The sequence below is a fragment of the Janthinobacterium sp. GW822-FHT07H11 genome (genome assembly GCF_058798615.1).
On sequence record NZ_CM179507.1, the window covers coordinates 4730110 to 4748402 of the forward strand.

Below are 18293 nucleotides of genomic sequence, written 5' to 3' on the forward strand. Positions count from 1 at the left end.
AGCAAGAAATTCAGAGAATTGCCTCATTGCACCAGAACAATATCACGGGGCGTGGCGGCGTGCCTGATTCGGCAACAAAGTGCCTGCCAAATGCAGACAGGGCCATATCTTGCGAGATGGCCCTGTCCGATGGCGCGCGCGATGCCTAGCGGCGCGGGGGATTCGAGTAAATATCTTGTCCCACTTCATTAATCTGGCGGCGCAGGTCGCGGCGCTCGTCGGGCGTCATGCGGCCCGTGCGGCGCGAGGAATCGGCCCCTTCATTGGCGCGGCGCTGCTCTTCGGCGCGCGTATCGAAACTGCGTGCGTCACGTTGTTCGCGCAGTCGCGTATCATTGCTATTGCTGCGCTGCACCTGTTCATAACGCTGGGTTTGCATTTGCTGCTGCTCGTCGCGGCGCGGCGGCGGCTGGTTTTGACCATATGCCACGCCAGCGGCAAACACGGAGCAAACGGCGAATGCGGACAGCACGGCACGTGCGGATGCTGATGCGCTGGGAGCGGCGTGAATTTTTTGGATAACGATATTCATTGAGTTCCTCTTCCGCGATGCCGTATAAACTTAAAGCTGAATTCCACTGTGGCCCCAGTGTATGATGCTTTACACGGTGCAGTAAGAGTAATTGGGTAAAGTTTGTAACAGTTTGTAATGGGTCGCCATAGCCACTTGCCGACGCCGTGCCAGGCGTTACTATAGCAACTAATATACGATAACACGACACCCTAAATGACCACAACCTCCACCTCCGGCAGCAATACGACAACGCAATCGATCCATGGCCACCAGGCGAAAATCATGGTGGTCGATGACGATGTGCGCCTGCGCGACCTGCTGCGCCGCTACCTGACCGAACAGGGCTTCAATGTGTTTACGGCAGAGAGCGCCACAGCCATGAACAAGCTGTGGCTGCGCGAGCGCTACGACCTGCTGGTGCTCGACCTGATGCTGCCGGGCGAAGACGGCCTGTCCATCTGCCGCCGCCTGCGCGGCGCGGGCGACCAGACGCCGATCATCATGCTGACGGCCAAGGGCGAGGACGTGGACCGCATCGTCGGCCTGGAAATGGGCGCCGACGATTACCTGCCGAAACCGTTCAACCCGCGCGAACTGGTGGCCCGCATCGGCGCCGTGCTGCGCCGCAAGGGCCCCGATGAAATCCCGGGCGCGCCGTCGGAAACGCCGCAAACCTTCGAGTTCGGCGACTTCGTGCTGGACCTGGGCACGCGCACCCTGAAAAAGAATGGCGAGACAGTGCCGCTGACCACGGGCGAGTTTTCCGTGCTGAAAGTGTTTGCCCGCCATGCACGCCAGCCCCTGTCGCGCGAAAAGCTCATGGAACTGGCGCGCGGCCGCGAATACGAAGTCTTCGACCGCAGCCTGGACGTGCAGATTTCGCGCCTGCGCAAGCTGATCGAACCCGACCCGTCGAGCCCGCTGTTCATCCAGACCGTGTGGGGCCTGGGCTACGTCTTCATCCCGGACGGACAGCCGCGCTGATCGCAGCACCATGAAGCTTGTTCCCGATATCAGCCTGGCACGGCTGAAAAGCGGCCTGTTCTGGCGCACCTTTTTGCTGCTCGGCACCTTGACCACGGTCAGCATGATCGCCTGGATCGGCATGATTTCCGTCATCCAGCGCGAACCGCAGGCGCAGCAGATTTCCGCCCAGGTCATTTCCGTCGTCACCATCACGCATGCGGCGCTCACGCATTCGGCGCCCGAACTGCGCCGCGAGCTGCTGTTCGACCTGGTCAGCAACGAAGGCATCCGCATCTTCCCGCTGGAAGAGGATGACCGCATCGAGCCGCCGCCCGACAATTACCTGATGCCCGACATCGAAGCGCTGGTGAAGGCCAAGCTGGGCGAGGACACGCGCTTTTCCGCGCGCGTCAACGGCGTGGCCGGCTTCTGGGTCAGCTTCAAGATCGACGACGACGAATACTGGCTGATGCTGGAACGCGAGCGCCTGCGCGGCCTGACGGGCTTCCAGTGGCTGGGCTGGGCCAGCCTGGTGTCCCTGCTGTCGCTGCTGGGCGCGGCCATCATTTCCAGCCTGATCAATTTACCGCTGTCGCGCCTGACGGCGGCCGCGCGCGACATCGCCAAGGGCAAGCAGCCGGCGCCGCTGCCGGAAAAGGGCCCGATCGAAATCATCGAGGCCAACCGCAGCTTCAACCAGATGGTCGATGACTTGAAACAGGTGGAATCGGACCGCGCCGTGATCCTCGCCGGCATCTCGCACGACTTGCGCACGCCGCTGGCGCGCATGCAGCTGGAAGTGGAAATGGCCAACCTGTCGGACGAGGCGCGTATCGGCATCCAGTCCGATATCGGGCAAATGGACGCCATCATCGGCCAGTTCCTCGACTATGCCAAGCCGACGGAAGCGTCAAGCTTTACCAACGTGGACTTGAGCGGCTTGTTGGCCGACATGGCACGCGAAGCGATGCGCTTGCCGGACGTCAAGCTCAACGCCAGCATCGCCGAAGGCGCGCACGCCATGGGCAACGCCACCGACCTGCGCCGCGTGCTGAACAACCTGATCGAGAATGCGCGCCGCTACGGCAAGACGCCCGGCAGCGACATCACGGAAATCGATATCGCCTGCCAGATCAGGACCAGCCACGGCGCGAAAAAAGTCATCATCGAAGTGCAGGACCATGGCCCCGGCGTGCCGGCGGAAAAGATCGAGCAGATGCTCAAGCCGTTTACCCGGCTCGACACGGCACGCGGCCAGGCCAACGGGGCCGGCCTCGGCCTGGCCATCGTCGACCGCGTGCTGCTGCGCCATGGCGCCGAGCTGCAGGTGCGCAACCGCGAAGGCGGCGGCCTGGCGTTCCAGATCAGCTTGCCGGCAGCCTAGGTCGGAGCGGCGTAGGTCGGCTTAGCGCAAAGCGCGTAAGCCGACACCACCAGCGGCCTTGGCCAACAATGTGTCGGATTACGCGAGGCAAGGCCTCGCTAATCCGACCTACGCCGCCCTACCGCGCTCACGCCGACGCCTGCTCCGACGCCAGCAACTTATTCATCAGCAATTCCGTTGCGCCGTAGCCGTACAGGGAATCGCTTTCCATGCCCGGCGTATCGAAGGGGATCGATTCTTCGCGGTCCAGCTTGGCAGGGTCCGCATCCGCATAGCTGGCGCGCCAGGCACGCTGCAAGGATTCATTGCGGCGGATAAAGGCCGGCATGGGCCACGCGTCGCGGTTCCAGTGGCGGCTGTCGCCCAGCAGCGGCCAGCGCTCGTTGAGCAGGGCCATGTCGCCCGTGCGCAGGCGGCGCACGGCCTGTTCCGGCCGCAGCGCTTCCAGCTCGTCCAGCGTGGGCAGGCTGTCGCGCTTGGGCCCGAACATATACGCCAGCATGATGCGTCCGGCGGGCGCCGTGCGCGCCACCACGCCGACGGCATAGCCGCCGCCCGGCAGGGGCACGGCAAACCAGCTGCCTTCTCGGTATGGTAATGATTTCATTTCTGCAAACTCCCCCAAAATCGTGTTCGGGGCACAGTCTACGCGAAGCAAGGGCCATGTGGCGCATGGTACGCCACAGCAACAAACCAAAAGTTACAATATTTTCTCGTCATAATGATACTGGGCAACAATCGGCCCGGCCTTGAACAGCGCTTCCTTCATTTCCTTGTCCAGGCGCGCATCGCGGCGGCGCATCCATTCGAGCAGCATCGCCACTTCCTTGCGGCTCGTGTCGCCCGCGTGGGCCAGCACGCGGCGCAGTTCCGGGTCCGTGCACGCCTCGAAGCGCTGGCTGTTCAAGTCCAGTGCCTGCAGCGCCGCGATGGCGGCGCCGATGGCGCGGTGCATGTCGAGCGCGGTGGCGGGCAGGTCGGCTTCTTCCAGGGGGAGGTGGGTCATGCGTTTTCCTTCAAGGGGGAGGTAAGAGGTGACAGCGTTGCGCTGCATTCTCCACCGCGCGGACGAAAAGCTCAAGCGTCCACGACACGTTTCCACCCGTTCGGCCATAATCATGGCTCAGCAACAGCCTCAACCTTGGCAGCGGGAGCCCCATGTTCAATTTCGACTTTTACAATCCGACGCAAATCCTCTTCGGCCAGGGCCAGATCGCCGCCATCGCCGGCCTGATCCCGCCGCAGGCGCGGGTCCTGATGACCTACGGCGGCGGCAGCATCAAGCAGAACGGCGTCTACGATGAAGTCCGGGCGGCGCTGGCCGGCCACACGGTGCTGGAATTTGCCGGCATCGAGCCCAATCCCAGCTATGAAACCCTGATGCAGGCCGTGGCCATGGTGAAAAGCGAGCGCATCGATTTCCTGCTGGCCGTCGGCGGCGGCTCCGTGGTCGATGGCACCAAGTTCATCGCCGCCGCCGCCCTGCATGAGGGCGAAGCGTGGGACATCCTGGCGAAAGGCGGCAAGATCATTGACGCCGCCCTGCCCTTCGGCACCGTCCTGACATTGCCGGCCACGGGTTCCGAAATGAATGGCTCGGCCGTGATCACGCGCAAGGCCACGCAGGAAAAGCGCTCGTTCATGAGCCGCAAGGTGTATCCTCAATTTTCCGTGCTGGACCCGTCGAAGACCTTCACCTTGCCGCTGCGCCAGGTGGGCAATGGCGTCGTCGACGCGTTTGCGCATGTGATGGAGCAATATCTGACCTACCCCGTGAACGCCTCCGTGCAGGACCGCTTCGCCGAAGGCATTTTATTGACCTTGATCGAGGAAGGCCCGAAAGCCCTGTCGCAGCCGGACGACTACGACGTGCGCGCCAACGTGATGTGGAGCGCCACCCTGGCCTTGAACGGCCTGATCGGCGTGGGCGTGCCGCAAGACTGGTCCACGCACGCCATCGGCCACGAATTGACGGCCTTGTACGAGCTCGATCATGCGCAGACGCTGGCCATCATCCTGCCCAGCATGCTGCGCGTGCGCAAGCAGGCCAAGCGCGCCAAGCTGCTGCAATATGCGGCCCGCGTGTGGGGCCTCGATGGCGGCGACGAAGACGGCCGCATCGAGGCGGCCATCGCGCGCACGGAATTCTTCTTCCGCCACATGGGCGTCAAGACGCGCCTGGCCGACTACGGCCTGAACCACGCCAGCGTGGACGCCGTCGTGGCCGCCCTGGAAGCGCACGGCATGACGGCGCTGGGCGAACAGCGCGACGTCACGCCCGCCGTCAGCCGCAAGGTGCTGGAACTGAGCCTGTAGCGCAGTTTGCAAATTCGCGCCACAGTGTTGTAAAACGGTCGGCCAGCGGGACAGCTGGCCGTGCTTCATGCTAAGCTGTCATTTCGCTAGGGGTCCTGGAGCAGTCATCCGGGTGAGAGATACCCTTCGTACCTGATCTGGATAATGCCAGCGAAGGAAAGCGCAAAGTACCTCCCTCCTTTGATAGCTCCTGCGTTGGCGCCAGCCGAACAAGCAGCCTGCCGTGCTCTTTCCCGAGACGGCTTGAACCACGAGCAATCTATGTCCACACCGAATTTATCCGCGCATTTTTCCCGTCCTGTATTGACCCTGGCCATCCTGCACGCGTTTGCCGCGCCTGCCCTGGCCGCGCATGACAGCACCGAAGCCGCCGAGCCGCAGGCGCAAAGCATGGCCGAAGTCGTCGTCACGGCCAGCAAGGCGCCGGCTGCCAAGCGCGCCTCCGTGGGCGGTTTTTCCGACGCGCCGCTGCTGCAAACGCCCGCGTCCGTCACCGTCATTTCGCAAAAAGACATGCAGGACTTGCAGATCCGCAATCTCAGCGATGCCGTCAAGCTCGACGCCAGCATCAACGACGCCTACAACGCCGTCGGCTATGCGGAACAGTTTTCCATCCGCGGCTTCAAGCTCGACAACAATTCCAGCTACCGCAAGGATGGCGTGGCCATTCCCGGCGACACACAAATTCCGCTGGAAAACAAGGAACGCATCGAAGTGCTGAAAGGCCTGGCGGGCCTGCAGGCGGGCGTGGCCGCACCGGGCGGCGTGATCGACTTCATCGTCAAGCGCCCGACCAATACGCCATTGCGCACGGTCACCGTGGAAGCGCGCGAGCGGGGCACCCTGTATGGCGCCATCGACCTGGGCGGCCGCCTGGAAGACACGCGCTTCGGCTACCGTGTCAACGTGGCGGCCGAGCGCCTGCGCTCCTACATCAAGGGCGCGGACGGCAACCGCAAGTTCATTTCCGGCGCCTTCGACTGGCAGATTTCGCCGCAGGCGCTGCTGCAGCTCGATGCCGACTACCAGGACAAGGCGCAGGCGACGGCGCCCGGCTTCCAGCTGCTGAACAATAAAACCTTGCCGACCGGCATCAGCGCCGACGCCATGCTCAACCTGCAGCCATGGACGCGCCCCGTGGAAACCGTCACCAGCAATATCGGCCTGCGCTTCCAGTACGCCTTCAATGAGGACTGGCACGCTACCGTGTCGGCCAACCAGCACTCGTTCAAGCGCGACGACTACACGGCCTTCCCGTATGGCTGCAGCGGACAGGACCTGTACCCCGGTTTCTGCGGCAATGGCGACTACGACGTGTATGACTACCGCAGCCTGGGCGAGACGAAAAAACCGCTGAGCGCGCAAGCCATGATCCAGGGCAAGTTCGCCACCGGTTCCCTGCGCCATGACTTCACGGCCGGCGTCTCGACCTTCCGCCGCAAGGACCGCGCCGGCCTGTACGTGTACGACTGGGTGGGCGTGAGCAATATCTACCAGCCACAGATCGTCGGCACGTCGCCCGGCGTCACGGGCCCCGTGCGCCTGGTGCGCAAGGATACGGAAAACTCCGTCTTCGTGCAGGATATCGTCAGCCTGGCGCCGAACTGGAAACTGCATGGCGGCTTGCGCCATATCAATGTCGATGGCTACCAGTATGTGCTCAAGGCCGACACGGAAATCCGCGCCAAGCACGATTTCCTGCTGCCCAACGTCTCGCTCGTCTATACCCCGCTCGACAATGTGTCCGTGTATGCGGCCTATTCGCAGGGCATGGAACATGGCGGCACGGCCGACCGCAAGGCGATGAATGCCAACGAAGAACTGTCGCCGAGCCGCTCGAAGCAGATCGAACTCGGCGCCAAGATGGATGTGACGCCGGACTTCATGCTGGCGGCCAGCCTGTTCCAGATCCGCAAGGGCCTGGAATTCAACCAGCCGCTGGAATTGCAGCCCCAAAAATACAACTTCGTGCGCGAAGGCCAGGCCCAGCACCGTGGCCTGGAATTGTCGGCCCAGGGCAAGGCAACAGCCAACCTGGGCCTGGGCGCCTCCTTGACGGCCCTGAACAGCCAGCAGTCGGGCACGGGCAATGCGGACCTCGACGGCAAGCGCGTGCCCAACGTGCCCGCCTTCAAGGCGGCCGTGCATGCGGACTACGCCGTGCAGCAAGTGGCGGGCCTGAGCGTCAATGGCAGCTGGGAATATGCGGGCAAGAAAGCGTTCGAGTACAACAACACGACCTTCGTGCCGTCCTACCACGTGTTCAACCTGGGCGCCGCCTGGGCCACGCGCATCGCCGGCACGCGCGCCGTGTTGCGCGCCGCCGTCAACAACGTGGCCGACAAGTTCTACTGGCGCGACGTGACGCCGGAGTCCGACGGTTACCTGTATCCGGGCGCCAGCCGCACGTTCAAAGTCTCGGCGCAGTTCGACTTTTAAACACCTAACCAAACCTACTGCGCGTCGCGATTTGCGGCTTCCGATGCTCACTGTGCATTCGCACAGCTCCGCTTCTCGGCCACAACTCGCTACCGCTCGCTACGGTTTTGTTAGGCGTTGTAGGGAAAGGAAATGGCAGGCGCTGCAGCAAGCGCCTGTTGCAGCAAGGGCGCCGCCTGTTCCAGGCGCGCCTCCAGGCTGTCGCGCAGCACGTGGTAGGCGATGCCGCGCGCGTCGAGCGCGTCGAGCAGGTAGCGGTAGATCAGCTGGCGCACGGCTTCTGACTCGCGCTGCAAGCCATCGGCCACCCACGGGCTGTCGGGCGCCGTCACCAGGGTCAAATCATAGTGCGTGGCATCGGCCAGCGCCGCCAGCGGCGCGTCGGCGCCGTGAAAGTAATGACGGCTGTAGACGGCCGTCATCAAGGGCGTCGTGTCGCAAAATAGAAATTGACGGGCCTGCGCGGCAGCCGCGTCTTCACGCTCGACTTGCGTTCGCGCAATACCAAACTGGTCTTCCGCCACGGGCACCCTGCCCTGCGTCTCGACGAATTCCCGTAAATACTCGGGCACCCAGACGGTGCCGTAGCGCTCGGCCAGGGCGGCCGCCAGGGTCGACTTGCCCGACGATTCCGCGCCCAGTATCGCCACGCGCACGCAGCGGCCCATCACTTGAGGACCATCGCATCGGGCGCGGCCGGCGCCGACTTTTTCCACGCCAGCAAGCCGATCGTGGCCATGACGACAAACACGGCATACAGGATGGCCGTCAGGGTCAGGTCCTTGTGCAGGTACAGCCACACATAGAGCACGTCGACGATGATCCAGACGATCCAGTTTTCCAGCTTCTTGCGCGATAACAAAAACTGTCCGACCAGGCTGCCCGCCGTGAGGAAACCGTCCGCATGGGGCACGTCCGTGTCGGTGGAGGTCAGCAGCCAGGCCAGCAGCACGAAGCCCGCCAGCCACGCCAGGGCGCTGCCCAGCCAGCCGCGCATGCCCAGCCGCGTCACGGGCAGGGTGGTGCCGCCGCTGGCCGGATGCAGCCACTGGTACCAGCCCCAGAACGAGACGCTGATGAACAGCAGCTGCAAGGCCATGTCGCCATACAGGCGCGACTCGAAGAAGACGAAACCATAGGCGGCCGAGGAAATGATGGCGAACAGCCAGGCCCAGTGATTCTGGCGGATGTTGAGCGCAACGGTCATCAGTGCCAGGACAAAGGAAATCAGTTCAAGCGGCGTGGTGGCAAAACCCAGCAGGGGAAACGTATCGTTCATGAGATCGGAAAGGGAGGCGGGGGATGAGGCTGGTGGCGCAGTATGCAATACCGGGCATGAATAAGCAAGATTGCCCCTGCCGTCCGCCGCCCTCCCCGCCTCAGGCGAAGCCCGCCCGGGCCGCGCGCGCCAGCGAATGGCGCACGATCAGCTTGTGAAACGGGCGGATCAGCATGATGTAGGCACGCCCCACCCAATTGTGGCAATGCACGACGCTGGAGACGGTCACGCTGCCATGCCGGCCCGCGTCGCGGTTGCGCAGCACGGACAGGCGGAAGTCCAGGTGGCTGTCGTCCTCGCCCAGGATGATCTCGTCGTCGCTGACGGCATAGATGCGGAAGATGCCGATGCGCTTGCCTGGCCGCGCTTCCATCTGCTTTGCCGTCCGGATGCCGAAGCGCGCCACGATGGCGTCGCGCAGCACCATCAGCTTGTGCGCCCAGCCCGGCTGCCTGCCCAGCAGCTGGCGCGCCAGGCTCTGCATGTCCATCTGGCGTGCCTGCGCCGTCGGCAAGTCGACGGCGTAGGCGTCGGCCAGGTTGCTGCCCGGGTACAAGGGGGCGATGCTGGCGCCTGGCGGCAAGTCCACGCTGCGGACGGCAATGTTCATCTCATGCATGTGCTCTCCATGTTTTCAGTGATAACATGCGCATCATACACGACAATGTGAACAGCGATAACATCGAATGACAACAACGAGCACCTATCATCACGGCAACTTGCGCGACACCCTGGTCACCACCGTCATCGCGCAACTGGCGCAGCAGCACGACGCCGCCCTGTCGCTGCGCGAACTGGCGCGCACGGTGGGCGTCTCGGTCGCCGCCGTGTACCGCCACTTCCCCAGCAAGGAAGCCCTGCTGGCCGAGGTGGCGGCGGCCGGCTTCGCCAGCCTGATCGCCAAATGGGAAACGCAGCTGCCACCGCCGGGCAGCTTGCCGGCCGAACAGCGCTTTCAGCTGCTGGGCCAGCAATACATCGAATTCGCCCTGGCCGCGCCCGCCCACTACCGGCTGATGTTCGAGCACCAGGACGTGCGCCAGTTCCCCGCCCTGCAGGAAGCGGCGCAAGCGTGCTTCCAGTACGTGCTGCAGACGGCAGGCGCGGCCGTGCGCGAGGCGGGCCTCGATCCCCGCTGGGACAAGGCCGCCGCCAGCGCCGGCTGGTCGCTGGGCCACGGCTACGTGATGCTGCTGCTCAGTGGCCGCCTGGCCATGGCCGACGGCGGCGACGCGCTGTCGCCAGCCATGGTGCCGCGCTTCTTCCAGTTGCCGGTGGAGGCGCTGCGGCAGGCGCACCAGCAAGCGGAGCGGAATTGATAAAGTCTGGCGGAAGCGGTAAGCGGCCCTTATGCGGCCGCGCGCCGATATCACAAAGATGCTGGGGAATTGATCATCGTGTAAGGCATGAAGGCCGATCGGACATAAAATAGCGGCGGGATCAATTGAATTCAGACATTTAAAAATGATGCACATGAAAGCTGTGAGCCTGTTTGCAGTTGTTGTGACCTGCTTGGCGCTGCCTTGCTACGCCAACAACAATGTGCTCAGGATTGAAACAATTCACGGGCCACCATGGGGATTCATTGGTGGCGACGGCCGCCCCACTGGCATGATGTACGAAATCGGCAATCGCATCGCGGAAGTCGCCGGGCTCAACTACACCAATTCCCTGGTGCCCTACCCCAGAACCGCCGCCGATATGGAAAACGGGAGCGCCGACGTGACCATACGCTTCGGCAACGACCAGATGACGCGCGCCGCCTTGCCGGTAGGCATCGTCGTGTCCATGCCTATCATCCTCGTAGGCCCATCCGGCAAGAACTACGGCAAGCTGAGCGAATTGCACGGCAAGACCGTTGGCGTGGTACGCACCAGCAACTATGTCGAGCAATTCGACACGGACAATTCGATCCGGAAGTATGCCGTCAATGACTATGTCACCATGGCAAAAATGTTGGCGATGCGACGTCTGGACGCGGGAATAGGCTCCAGCCTGGGCCTGTATTACGGCGCCTATATGGCCGGGCTCAAACCGGCAGACATTGGCGTGCCGCTCGTCTTGGGCAGCAACGATTTCATCTTGTTTTTGTCCAAGAAAAATGCAAGGCCGGAAACGATGCAGGCACTCAAGGAAGCGATCAGGAAACTCTCCGCCAGCGGCGAGATTCATCAAATCATGAGCAAGTACAGCAAGTCCTTCAGCATCAATCTGCCAGAGAAATAAACGGCGCCCTTACGGCAGCGCGCCTGGCCCACCGCCCAGGCCCCAGGGCGCACAAAAAAAGCCGCACCGCCAGCGGGGCGGATGCGGCTTTGCGCCAGCGCAAATGGATGCTTACTTCTTCGCGGCTTTGACGACCTTCGGATACTTGATCGTCATTTCCTTGAGCAAATTATCCGCGTGGTCCACTTCCTGCATCACCCACAGCATGTAGCGGATGTCGAGGTGGATGGCGCGCGTGATGGCCGTGTCGAAGTACCAGTCCTTGGTGATCGATTCATACGTGGAATCGAAGTTCAGGCCGATCAGTTCGCCACGCTTGTTCATCACGGCCGAGCCGGAATTGCCGCCCGTGGTGTCCGCGCTGGTCAAAAAGTTGACGGGCACCGTGCCCAGCACCGGATCGCGGAACTGGCCGTAGCGTTTTTCCTTGACGGCATCGAGCAACGCTTGCGGCGCCTCGAACGGGGCCTTGCCCGTGACTTTCTCGACGATGCCTTCCACGGTCGTGAACGGTCCCTTGGTGAGCCCGTCGCGCGGCGAGTACGGCGAGACCGTGCCGTAGGTGACGCGCAAGGTCGAGTTGGCGTCAGGATACACCGGCTTGCCTTGTGTTTTCTTCCAGGCAATCACGGCTTGCATGTATTGCGGAATCACGCGCTCGAGGTTGCCGTCGATTTCCTTGCGGCGCTCTTCCAGCGCCAGCTCCACCGGATGCAGCTTGACGGCCAGTTGCATGAAGGCGTCGTCGGAGCGGGCCACGGCAGCCTGGTCCTTTTCCAGCCAGGCCAGGCGCTTGGCCGTGTCAGCCAGTTGCGTCTGCTGGTACAGGGTCGCCACGGCGCCGGGTGCCGGCAGCAGCGCGTCCAGGCCTTGCGGATGGCTCTTCGCCGCCAGCTGGGCATAACGCTTCAGGCCGGCTTCAAAACGCGCCTGGTCGACCTTGTTGACATACGACTGTTCCAGGCGCGCCAGGCGGGCCTTGATGAAGGCCAGGTCGCGCTGCTGGAAGCCCGATTCGCGCTCGGCATCGGCTTTCTGGCGCTCCAGCGACAGGCGGTAGACGGTGCGCGCGCTTTTCAGCAGATCGCTGTTGGTGGCCACGCTCCAGGCGAACTCTTCTTCGCTGAGGGCCATGTCGCTGGCGATCGCCGCGTCCAGTTCGGCCAGCAGGGTAGGCGACACGTTCGGCTGCTTCGCGTACCAGGCGCGGAACTCGGCATCCTGCACGTCCTTGATGGCGGCGATGTCCTTGCGGGCGAAACCGTCGAGCAGGCCCTGGGTTTTCTTCAGCACGTTGTTGATGCTTTTCACCACGCTGGCGTAGCGCACGGCGGCGGCCGCATCGCCCAGCGTCGCCTCGGCCATCACGGCCAGGTCGGCTTGCAGTTCGGATACTTTCAGCGGGAAGGCCGTATCGCGCGCGAAGCGGATTTCCGCCGGCAGCTTGTAGCGGCTGGTGCGGCCGGGGTAGCCCGCCAGCAAGATGCCGTCGCCGGCTTTCAAGCCTTCGGCCGAGACCACCAGGAAGTCCTTCGATTTATATGGCACGTTGTCGGGCGACGGGTCGGCCGGACGGCCATCCTTGCCCACGTAGGCGCGCAGGAACGAGTAATCGCCCGTGTGGCGCGGCCATTCGTAGTTGTCGATATCGCCGCCGAAGTTGCCGATCTTGTCCGATGGCGCATACACGAGGCGCACGTCGCGTATCATCATCTGGCGGATGCGGTAGTACTCGAGGCCGCGGTGGAAGGCGGGCACGGAGCAGCGGTACATCTTGTCCGTCTCGCATTCGGCGATCAGGTCCTTGATGCGCTTTTCCACGGCTTCGTGGCGCGCGCGGCCGCTCATGTCGGCCGTCAAGCCTTTCAAGACGCGCTCGCTGACGTTTTCCACCTTGTCCGTCACATACACGAGGCTGTTCGGACCGCCCGGCAGCTCTGCAGCGCGCGCCTTGGCCAGGAAGCCGTTGGTGATGTAATTATGTTCCGGCGTGGAATTGCGCTGGATGGCGCCGTAGGCGCAGTGGTGGTTCGTCACCACCAGGCCCGCGTCGGAGACAAAGGCGGCCGAGCAGCCGCCCAGCGACACGATGGCGCTCATCGGGTGCTTGCTCAGGTCGGCCAGTTTTTCCGCGGGGATTTCGATGCCGACCCGTTTCAGTTCGGCTTTCAGCTGTGGCAGCTGGTGTGGTTGCCACTGCCCTTCGTCAGCGTGTGCGCCGGCGAACGCGCCCATCAAGGCGACTGGTAAAACGATTGTCTTGAACAAGATTTGCTCCTCCATAAAAAGCAGGCGAAAGTATAGCCTGTTCAGGAGAGCCGGGTCGGCAAAAATTAACCCATTGCAATTTCCGTATCAGGCGGCCGGCCGCCCCGCCCCCTGCAGGGGAATGTGCAGGGCCAGCCGGCAGCCGGCGCCGGAGGCCGGCAAGCCCACCTCGAACTGCCCGCCCAGCGCCGTCACCCGTTCGGCAATGCCGATCAGGCCAAAGCACTGCTTCTTGCGCTGCTGCAGCGGCGTGATGCCGATGCCATTGTCGCTGATGGCCAGGTACACGGCGCAGGCGTCCGAACTGAGCTCGATCTCGACCGCGCTGGCCTGGGCATGGCGCATGACATTGCTGAGCGCTTCCTGCACGATGCGGAACAGCACGATCTCGACCTGGCTGGCGATGGCGGCGAACAGCGCCTCGTCGCGTATCAGCAGGCGGCAGGCGACGCCGCTGCGCTTGCGGAAGTCGCCCACCTGCCATTCGATGGCCGCCTGCAAGCCCAGGTCGAGCGCCATCGGGCGCAGCTCGTTCATGATGCCGCGCACGCTCTTGATCGTCGTGTCTACATTGCTGAGCACGGCCCCTACCCTGCTGTGCAGGCGCGGGTGGCTGCCTTCCGTGCGCGCGCTGAGCATGGAAATGTCGATGCGCAGCGCCAGCAGGTTTTGCCCCAGCTCGTCGTGGATATCGCGCGAGATGCGCTTGCGCTCGTCTTCCTTGGCCGTCTCCAGGTGCAAGGCCAGCTGGCGCAGCTGGGCGTGCGACTGGCGCAGCGCGCCATCCATCAGCTTGCGTTCCGTGATGTCCGTATGCGCCACCACCACGCGCAGCGGGCCTTCTCCCAGGAAACGGCTGACCCTGGCCTGCGACCAGCGGGAGCCCGAGCGCGTGGCAAATTCATACTCGAGCGCGTAGGCATCGGCATTGCCGGCGATGACGGCACGGATGCCGGCGGCCAGTTCGCGCCCGGCGCTGCGCTGCCAGCGCGGGTCCGTTTCACAAAAATGCAGGTAGTGCACCTGGCTGAGCGCATGGCCGGAAAAGGCCAGGCAAGCCTGGTTCGCATGCACGAGGTGGCCAGCCTGGTCCAGCACCAGCACCCGGTCCGTCAGCGAATCGATGGTGGCGTGGAAAAAGCGTTCCGCGTCGCGCAAGGCTTCCTGCGCCCGCTCGCGCTGCTGCACTTCCAGCTGCAGGTGCTGGTTGGCCCGTACCAGCTCGGCGGTGCGGTCGCTGACGCGCTGGTCCAGCTCGCGATGCAGTTCGCGCAGGGCCGCCTCGGCCAGCTTGCGCTCGGTAATATCGGAAAACACGCCGACGAAATGGCTGGTGGCGCCATCGGGCGTGCGCATGGGCGTGATCGACAGCGATTCGACGAAGCGCTCGCCATTCTTGCGCCGGTTCACCAGTTCGCCATACCAGCTGCCGTCCTGCCGCAGGCTGCGCCACATGGCTTCATAAAACTGCGGCAAGTGCGTGCCGCCGCCGAGGAAGGACGGATCGCGGCCGATCGCCTCTTCCGCCTGGTAGCCGGTAATCGTGGTGAAGGCGGGATTGACGGAAATGATGCGGTTGTCGCTGTCGGTCACCAGCACGCCTTCGCGGATGGTGTCGAGGATGACGAAGGCGCGCCGCAGGGCCGATTCGCGCGCATGCTCGTCGCCCAGGTCCGTCACCAGCATGCGCACGCTGGCACTGCTGGCGTCGACATTGGCTTCGATGCGCACGGCGCCGCCCATGCCGCCGGGCTGCACGCCATGGAACAGCTGCGCCTCGAGCACTTGCCGCGCGCCGCTGGCGAACACGGCATCGAGGAAGCGGCGGAAGCCCGGCTGCGCCTGCGGCGCGATGAACTGCTCGAAACGCCGGCCCAGCAACTGGTCCTTGTCGCGTTGCAGCAAGCCGCAGGCGGCCACGTTGGCGCGCGTGATCACGCCCTCGCGCGCCAGCGAAAAATAGCTGACGGGCGCCTGTTCGTACAACTGCGCGTAACGGTCGCGGCTGCTTTCAAACTCATTCTTCAACTGCTCCAGCTCGGCCAATGCGGCATTCTGCATTTCCAGCTCGATCTGGCTCACCTGCAATTCATGCAGATGGCGCATCACTTCTTCATTCGACAGCGTGGACGCCGCTGGCTGTGCCTGGCCCGCCGCCAGCTGCTCGGCCTGCTCGCGCAAGGTCGCGGACGCGGCGGCGCTGTCGAATGGTTCGTTCATGATGCGCTCTCGCCGGTTTTCCCGTCGTCCAAGGCGCCCGACTGGATCTGGCGCAGCTGGGCTTCGAGCAGCTTCGATTCCGTGATGTTGATGAAGGTCACCACCACGCCATCGATCACGTTTTCAATCGTGCGGTAAGGCATGATGCGCACGTTGTACCAGCGTCCCGTCTTGGTCGGCACTTGCCGCTCGCAAAACACCAGGCTGCGGATCACTTCCAGCGCATCCGTTTCCAGGCCAGGGTAGTCGAGGTCGTTGACGATGTCGCTGAGCGGACGGCGCAAGTCCGTCTGGATCAGCTTATAGATTTGCGTGGCCGGCGCCGTGAAGCGGCGGATGCGCAAGTCGCTGTCGAGGAAGATGGTGGCGATATCGGTGCTGTTGAGCAAATTCTTCATGTCGCTATTGACCAGCGACAAATCATCGACCTTCGATTGCAGCTCGGCATTGACCGTGTACAACTCCTCGTTGAGCGACTGCATCTCTTCCTTCGACGTGGTCAATTCCTCGTTCGTCGATTGCAGCTCTTCATTGGTCGATTGCAGCTCCTCGTTGGCCGACTTCAATTCCTCGCGCGAGGTCTGCATTTCGTCGCGCACGGCCTGGATCTCATTGCGCGCCTGCGCCAGCTGCTGTTCCAGCTCCAGCACCTTGGGGTTCGGCGAACGGCCGCGGCGCGCCTCGGCCACCAGCGGCACGCTGGAAAACGTGACAAACACCATGCCGCGCAAGGATTCCGGCTGGCTCAGGGCTTCGGCGCTCAAGTCCACGCCCAGTGATTGTCCCAGGTGATCCTTGACCACCAGGCCCTTCAGGCGCACCACGCTTTCGCTTTGCAGCGCCTGCTTGATCAGGCCGGCCAGCTCGTAGCGCAAGCCTTCGCGCGCCATGGCGTGGATATTCCAGTTGGCCTTGCCGGCCGCCGGTTCCAGGAAGGCGCCCGTGCGGCCATTGATGTACAGGATGTCGCCATCCTGGTTCAGCAGCGCGGCGGCTGGCGAATATTTTTGGAGCAATAACTGCTCGACATGGGATTGTATCTTTCCGGTCATGCTGACTTCTCTCGTGTCGCTGGGTGTGGGGGGGGATGCCAACGATACCTTGGTAGGAAAATACGTGGGCAGGCGCTGGCGCGCCAGGTTGTCGAGGCGGCGGTACAGCCGGGTCGACGTGGTCAGCGGCGAAAACAGCTCGGAAAAATGACCGGGCGTATCGGCGCTGCCCAGCAGTAAAATGCCATCGCGGTTCAAGGCATAATGAAACAGCGGAATCAGCCGCTGCTGCAGCTTGGCGTTGAGATAGATCAACAGGTTGCGGCAGCACAGGATGTCGAGCTTGGTGAACGGCGGGTCCGAAATGATGTTTTGCTGGGCAAAGATGATGGTGTTGCGGATTTCTTTTTTGACGTAATAGTCATTCTTGTCCGTCAAAAAGAAGCGCTCGAGACGCTCGGCCGACACATCGCTGCTGATGCTGTGAGGAAAGCGCCCCTGGCGCGCGCGGTCGATGGCGTCGGCCGACAGGTCGGTGGCGAAGATCTGCAGGCTGTATTTCGACGGCGGGTTGATGCCGGCCACCACTTCATGGAACACCATGGCCAGCGAATACGCTTCCTCGCCCGTCGAGCAAGCCGGTATCCAGGCCTTGAAGGCGCGGCCTTCGGGATGGGCCGCCAGCATTTGCGGCAAGACCACCATCTTCAGGTACTCCCACACCTTCTGGTCGCGGAAAAAGCTCGTCACGCCGATCAGCAATTCCTTGAACAGCAAGTCGATTTCCGCGGGATTCTGGCGCAGGTAGGGTACATACTCTTCCATCGACGTCATCTGGTACAAGCTCATGCGCCGCTCGATGCGGCGCAGCACCGTGTTGATCTTGTAATCGGTAAAACTGTTGCCCGTGTGCTCGGACAGCAAGGCGACGATTTCCTGCAGGGAATTGCGGCCGTTCGGTTCATGCCCCGGCAAGCTGAGGAAACTGCTGCGGAACAGATAGGTGATGATCTTGTCCGGCATCTTGTCGGGAAAATCGACGAGGTCCACCGCCTCGGCGGAAATCGCGCTTTGCGGCATCATGTCGAACTTGGCCGTATCGGGATGCTGGGCCAGGGTCAGGCCGCCCGCCTGCTTGATCGCCTGCAAGCCGCGCGTGCCATCGCTGCCCATGCCGGAAAAGATCACGCCCACGGCCAGCTCGCCCAGCTCGGCGGCCAGGCTCTCGAAGAAGGCATTGATGGGCAGGCGGTGGCCGCGCTGCTGCATCGGTTCGCTGAGCACGAAGCGGCCCCTGGACAGTCCCAGGTCCGCATTCGACGGGATCACGTAGATATGGTTGGGGCGCAACTCCGACTGATGCGTGATTTCCGCGACGGGAATGCTGGTGGCGCGCTGCAGCAGCTCCGGCAGCATGGCCTTTTGCGTGGGATCAAGGTGCTGGATCACCACGTAGGCGATGCCGCTTTCCTGCGGCACGTTGGCCAGGAAGGCGACGATGGGATCGAGCCCGCCGGCGGAAGCGCCGATGGCCACCACGGGAAAGGCGATGGCGGCCACCTCGGGCACGGAAGCGTTGCTGTGTTTGCTGCGTGTCATCGTTGGCAAGAAAGCAGCCACGGCAAGGCCGTCAGGCTGGAAATTGATAATCTTGCATTCTAGCACTCAAGCTGCGGCTGAAAACCCGAA

15 protein-coding genes and 1 riboswitch are annotated in these 18293 nt (G+C 63.1%); of the genes, 6 read left to right on the forward strand and 9 right to left on the reverse strand.

Annotated elements, in window-relative coordinates; all coding sequences use genetic code 11:
* Positions 1 to 145 precede the first annotated feature (145 nt).
* On the reverse strand, positions 146 to 532 hold the full coding sequence (locus AC3RCJ_RS20825; protein ID WP_492960607.1) for a hypothetical protein: 387 nt from the start codon (positions 530 to 532) through the stop codon (positions 146 to 148).
* A 264-nt stretch (positions 533 to 796) separates the two neighbouring features.
* On the opposite strand from AC3RCJ_RS20825, the gene ompR reads away from it, so the two are divergent.
* Complete coding sequence (ompR, locus tag AC3RCJ_RS20830) at positions 797 to 1498, forward strand: osmolarity response regulator transcription factor OmpR (RefSeq protein ID WP_223278807.1); 702 nt, start codon at positions 797 to 799, stop codon at positions 1496 to 1498.
* 10 nt (positions 1499 to 1508) lie between these two features.
* Positions 1509 to 2864 (forward strand): sensor histidine kinase, encoded by a 1356-nt coding sequence (locus AC3RCJ_RS20835; RefSeq protein WP_492960609.1) that lies wholly within the window; start codon positions 1509 to 1511, stop codon positions 2862 to 2864.
* 127 nt (positions 2865 to 2991) lie between these two features.
* Here the strand turns inward: AC3RCJ_RS20835 and AC3RCJ_RS20840 are convergent, their stop codons facing one another.
* On the reverse strand, positions 2992 to 3471 hold the full coding sequence (locus AC3RCJ_RS20840; RefSeq protein WP_492960611.1) for an Imm26 family immunity protein: 480 nt from the start codon (positions 3469 to 3471) through the stop codon (positions 2992 to 2994).
* A gap of 93 nt (positions 3472 to 3564) precedes the next feature.
* Entirely contained in the window at positions 3565 to 3870 is a 306-nt protein-coding gene (locus AC3RCJ_RS20845; RefSeq protein WP_492960613.1) for a ferritin family protein, read from the reverse strand.
* Between the two features lie 152 nt (positions 3871 to 4022).
* Here AC3RCJ_RS20845 and AC3RCJ_RS20850 point away from each other — a divergent pair, with 152 nt between their 5' ends.
* Both AC3RCJ_RS20850 and AC3RCJ_RS20855 read left to right on the forward strand, forming a co-directional pair.
* Positions 4023 to 5180 carry an iron-containing alcohol dehydrogenase gene (locus AC3RCJ_RS20850; protein WP_492960615.1) on the forward strand — a complete coding sequence of 386 codons (1158 nt, stop codon included), beginning with the start codon at positions 4023 to 4025 and terminating at the stop codon, positions 5178 to 5180.
* A gap of 78 nt (positions 5181 to 5258) precedes the next feature.
* Positions 5259 to 5356, forward strand: a riboswitch (TPP riboswitch).
* Positions 5357 to 5441: 85 nt separating this feature from the next.
* A complete protein-coding gene (locus tag AC3RCJ_RS20855) occupies positions 5442 to 7619 on the forward strand; it encodes a TonB-dependent siderophore receptor (RefSeq protein WP_492960617.1) in 2178 nt (725 codons plus the stop codon).
* Between the two features lie 110 nt (positions 7620 to 7729).
* Here AC3RCJ_RS20855 and AC3RCJ_RS20860 read toward each other — a convergent pair whose 3' ends face one another.
* The 3 genes from AC3RCJ_RS20860 to AC3RCJ_RS20870 form a co-directional block, all read right to left on the reverse strand.
* The gene (locus AC3RCJ_RS20860) at positions 7730 to 8287 is read right to left on the reverse strand and encodes an AAA family ATPase (RefSeq protein WP_492960732.1); all 558 of its coding nucleotides are present in this window, start codon (positions 8285 to 8287) and stop codon (positions 7730 to 7732) included.
* A complete protein-coding gene (gene pnuC, locus AC3RCJ_RS20865; RefSeq protein ID WP_492960619.1) occupies positions 8287 to 8898 on the reverse strand; it encodes a nicotinamide riboside transporter PnuC in 612 nt (203 codons plus the stop codon). Before pnuC ends, AC3RCJ_RS20860 begins: the two co-directional genes overlap by 1 nt.
* A gap of 100 nt (positions 8899 to 8998) precedes the next feature.
* Positions 8999 to 9517, reverse strand: coding sequence for a DUF2867 domain-containing protein (locus AC3RCJ_RS20870; protein WP_492960621.1), 519 nt, complete (start codon positions 9515 to 9517; stop codon positions 8999 to 9001).
* 67 nt (positions 9518 to 9584) lie between these two features.
* On the opposite strand from AC3RCJ_RS20870, the gene AC3RCJ_RS20875 reads away from it, so the two are divergent.
* Both AC3RCJ_RS20875 and AC3RCJ_RS20880 read left to right on the forward strand, forming a co-directional pair.
* The gene (locus tag AC3RCJ_RS20875; protein WP_492960623.1) at positions 9585 to 10217 is read left to right on the forward strand and encodes a TetR/AcrR family transcriptional regulator; all 633 of its coding nucleotides are present in this window, start codon (positions 9585 to 9587) and stop codon (positions 10215 to 10217) included.
* A gap of 154 nt (positions 10218 to 10371) precedes the next feature.
* Positions 10372 to 11124 carry a substrate-binding periplasmic protein gene (locus AC3RCJ_RS20880; protein WP_492960625.1) on the forward strand — a complete coding sequence of 251 codons (753 nt, stop codon included), beginning with the start codon at positions 10372 to 10374 and terminating at the stop codon, positions 11122 to 11124.
* A gap of 111 nt (positions 11125 to 11235) precedes the next feature.
* Here the strand turns inward: AC3RCJ_RS20880 and AC3RCJ_RS20885 are convergent, their stop codons facing one another.
* From AC3RCJ_RS20885 to AC3RCJ_RS20895, 3 genes are all read right to left on the reverse strand, one after another.
* Positions 11236 to 13392 (reverse strand): S46 family peptidase, encoded by a 2157-nt coding sequence (locus tag AC3RCJ_RS20885; RefSeq protein WP_492960627.1) that lies wholly within the window; start codon positions 13390 to 13392, stop codon positions 11236 to 11238.
* Positions 13393 to 13479: 87 nt separating this feature from the next.
* Positions 13480 to 15612, reverse strand: a complete 2133-nt coding sequence (locus tag AC3RCJ_RS20890; protein ID WP_492960629.1) for a sensor histidine kinase — start codon at positions 15610 to 15612, stop codon at positions 13480 to 13482.
* The gene (locus tag AC3RCJ_RS20895; protein WP_492960631.1) at positions 15609 to 18203 is read right to left on the reverse strand and encodes a chemotaxis protein CheB; all 2595 of its coding nucleotides are present in this window, start codon (positions 18201 to 18203) and stop codon (positions 15609 to 15611) included. The genes AC3RCJ_RS20890 and AC3RCJ_RS20895 overlap by 4 nt, the downstream gene beginning before the upstream one ends.
* Between the last annotated feature and the right edge of the window lie 90 nt (positions 18204 to 18293).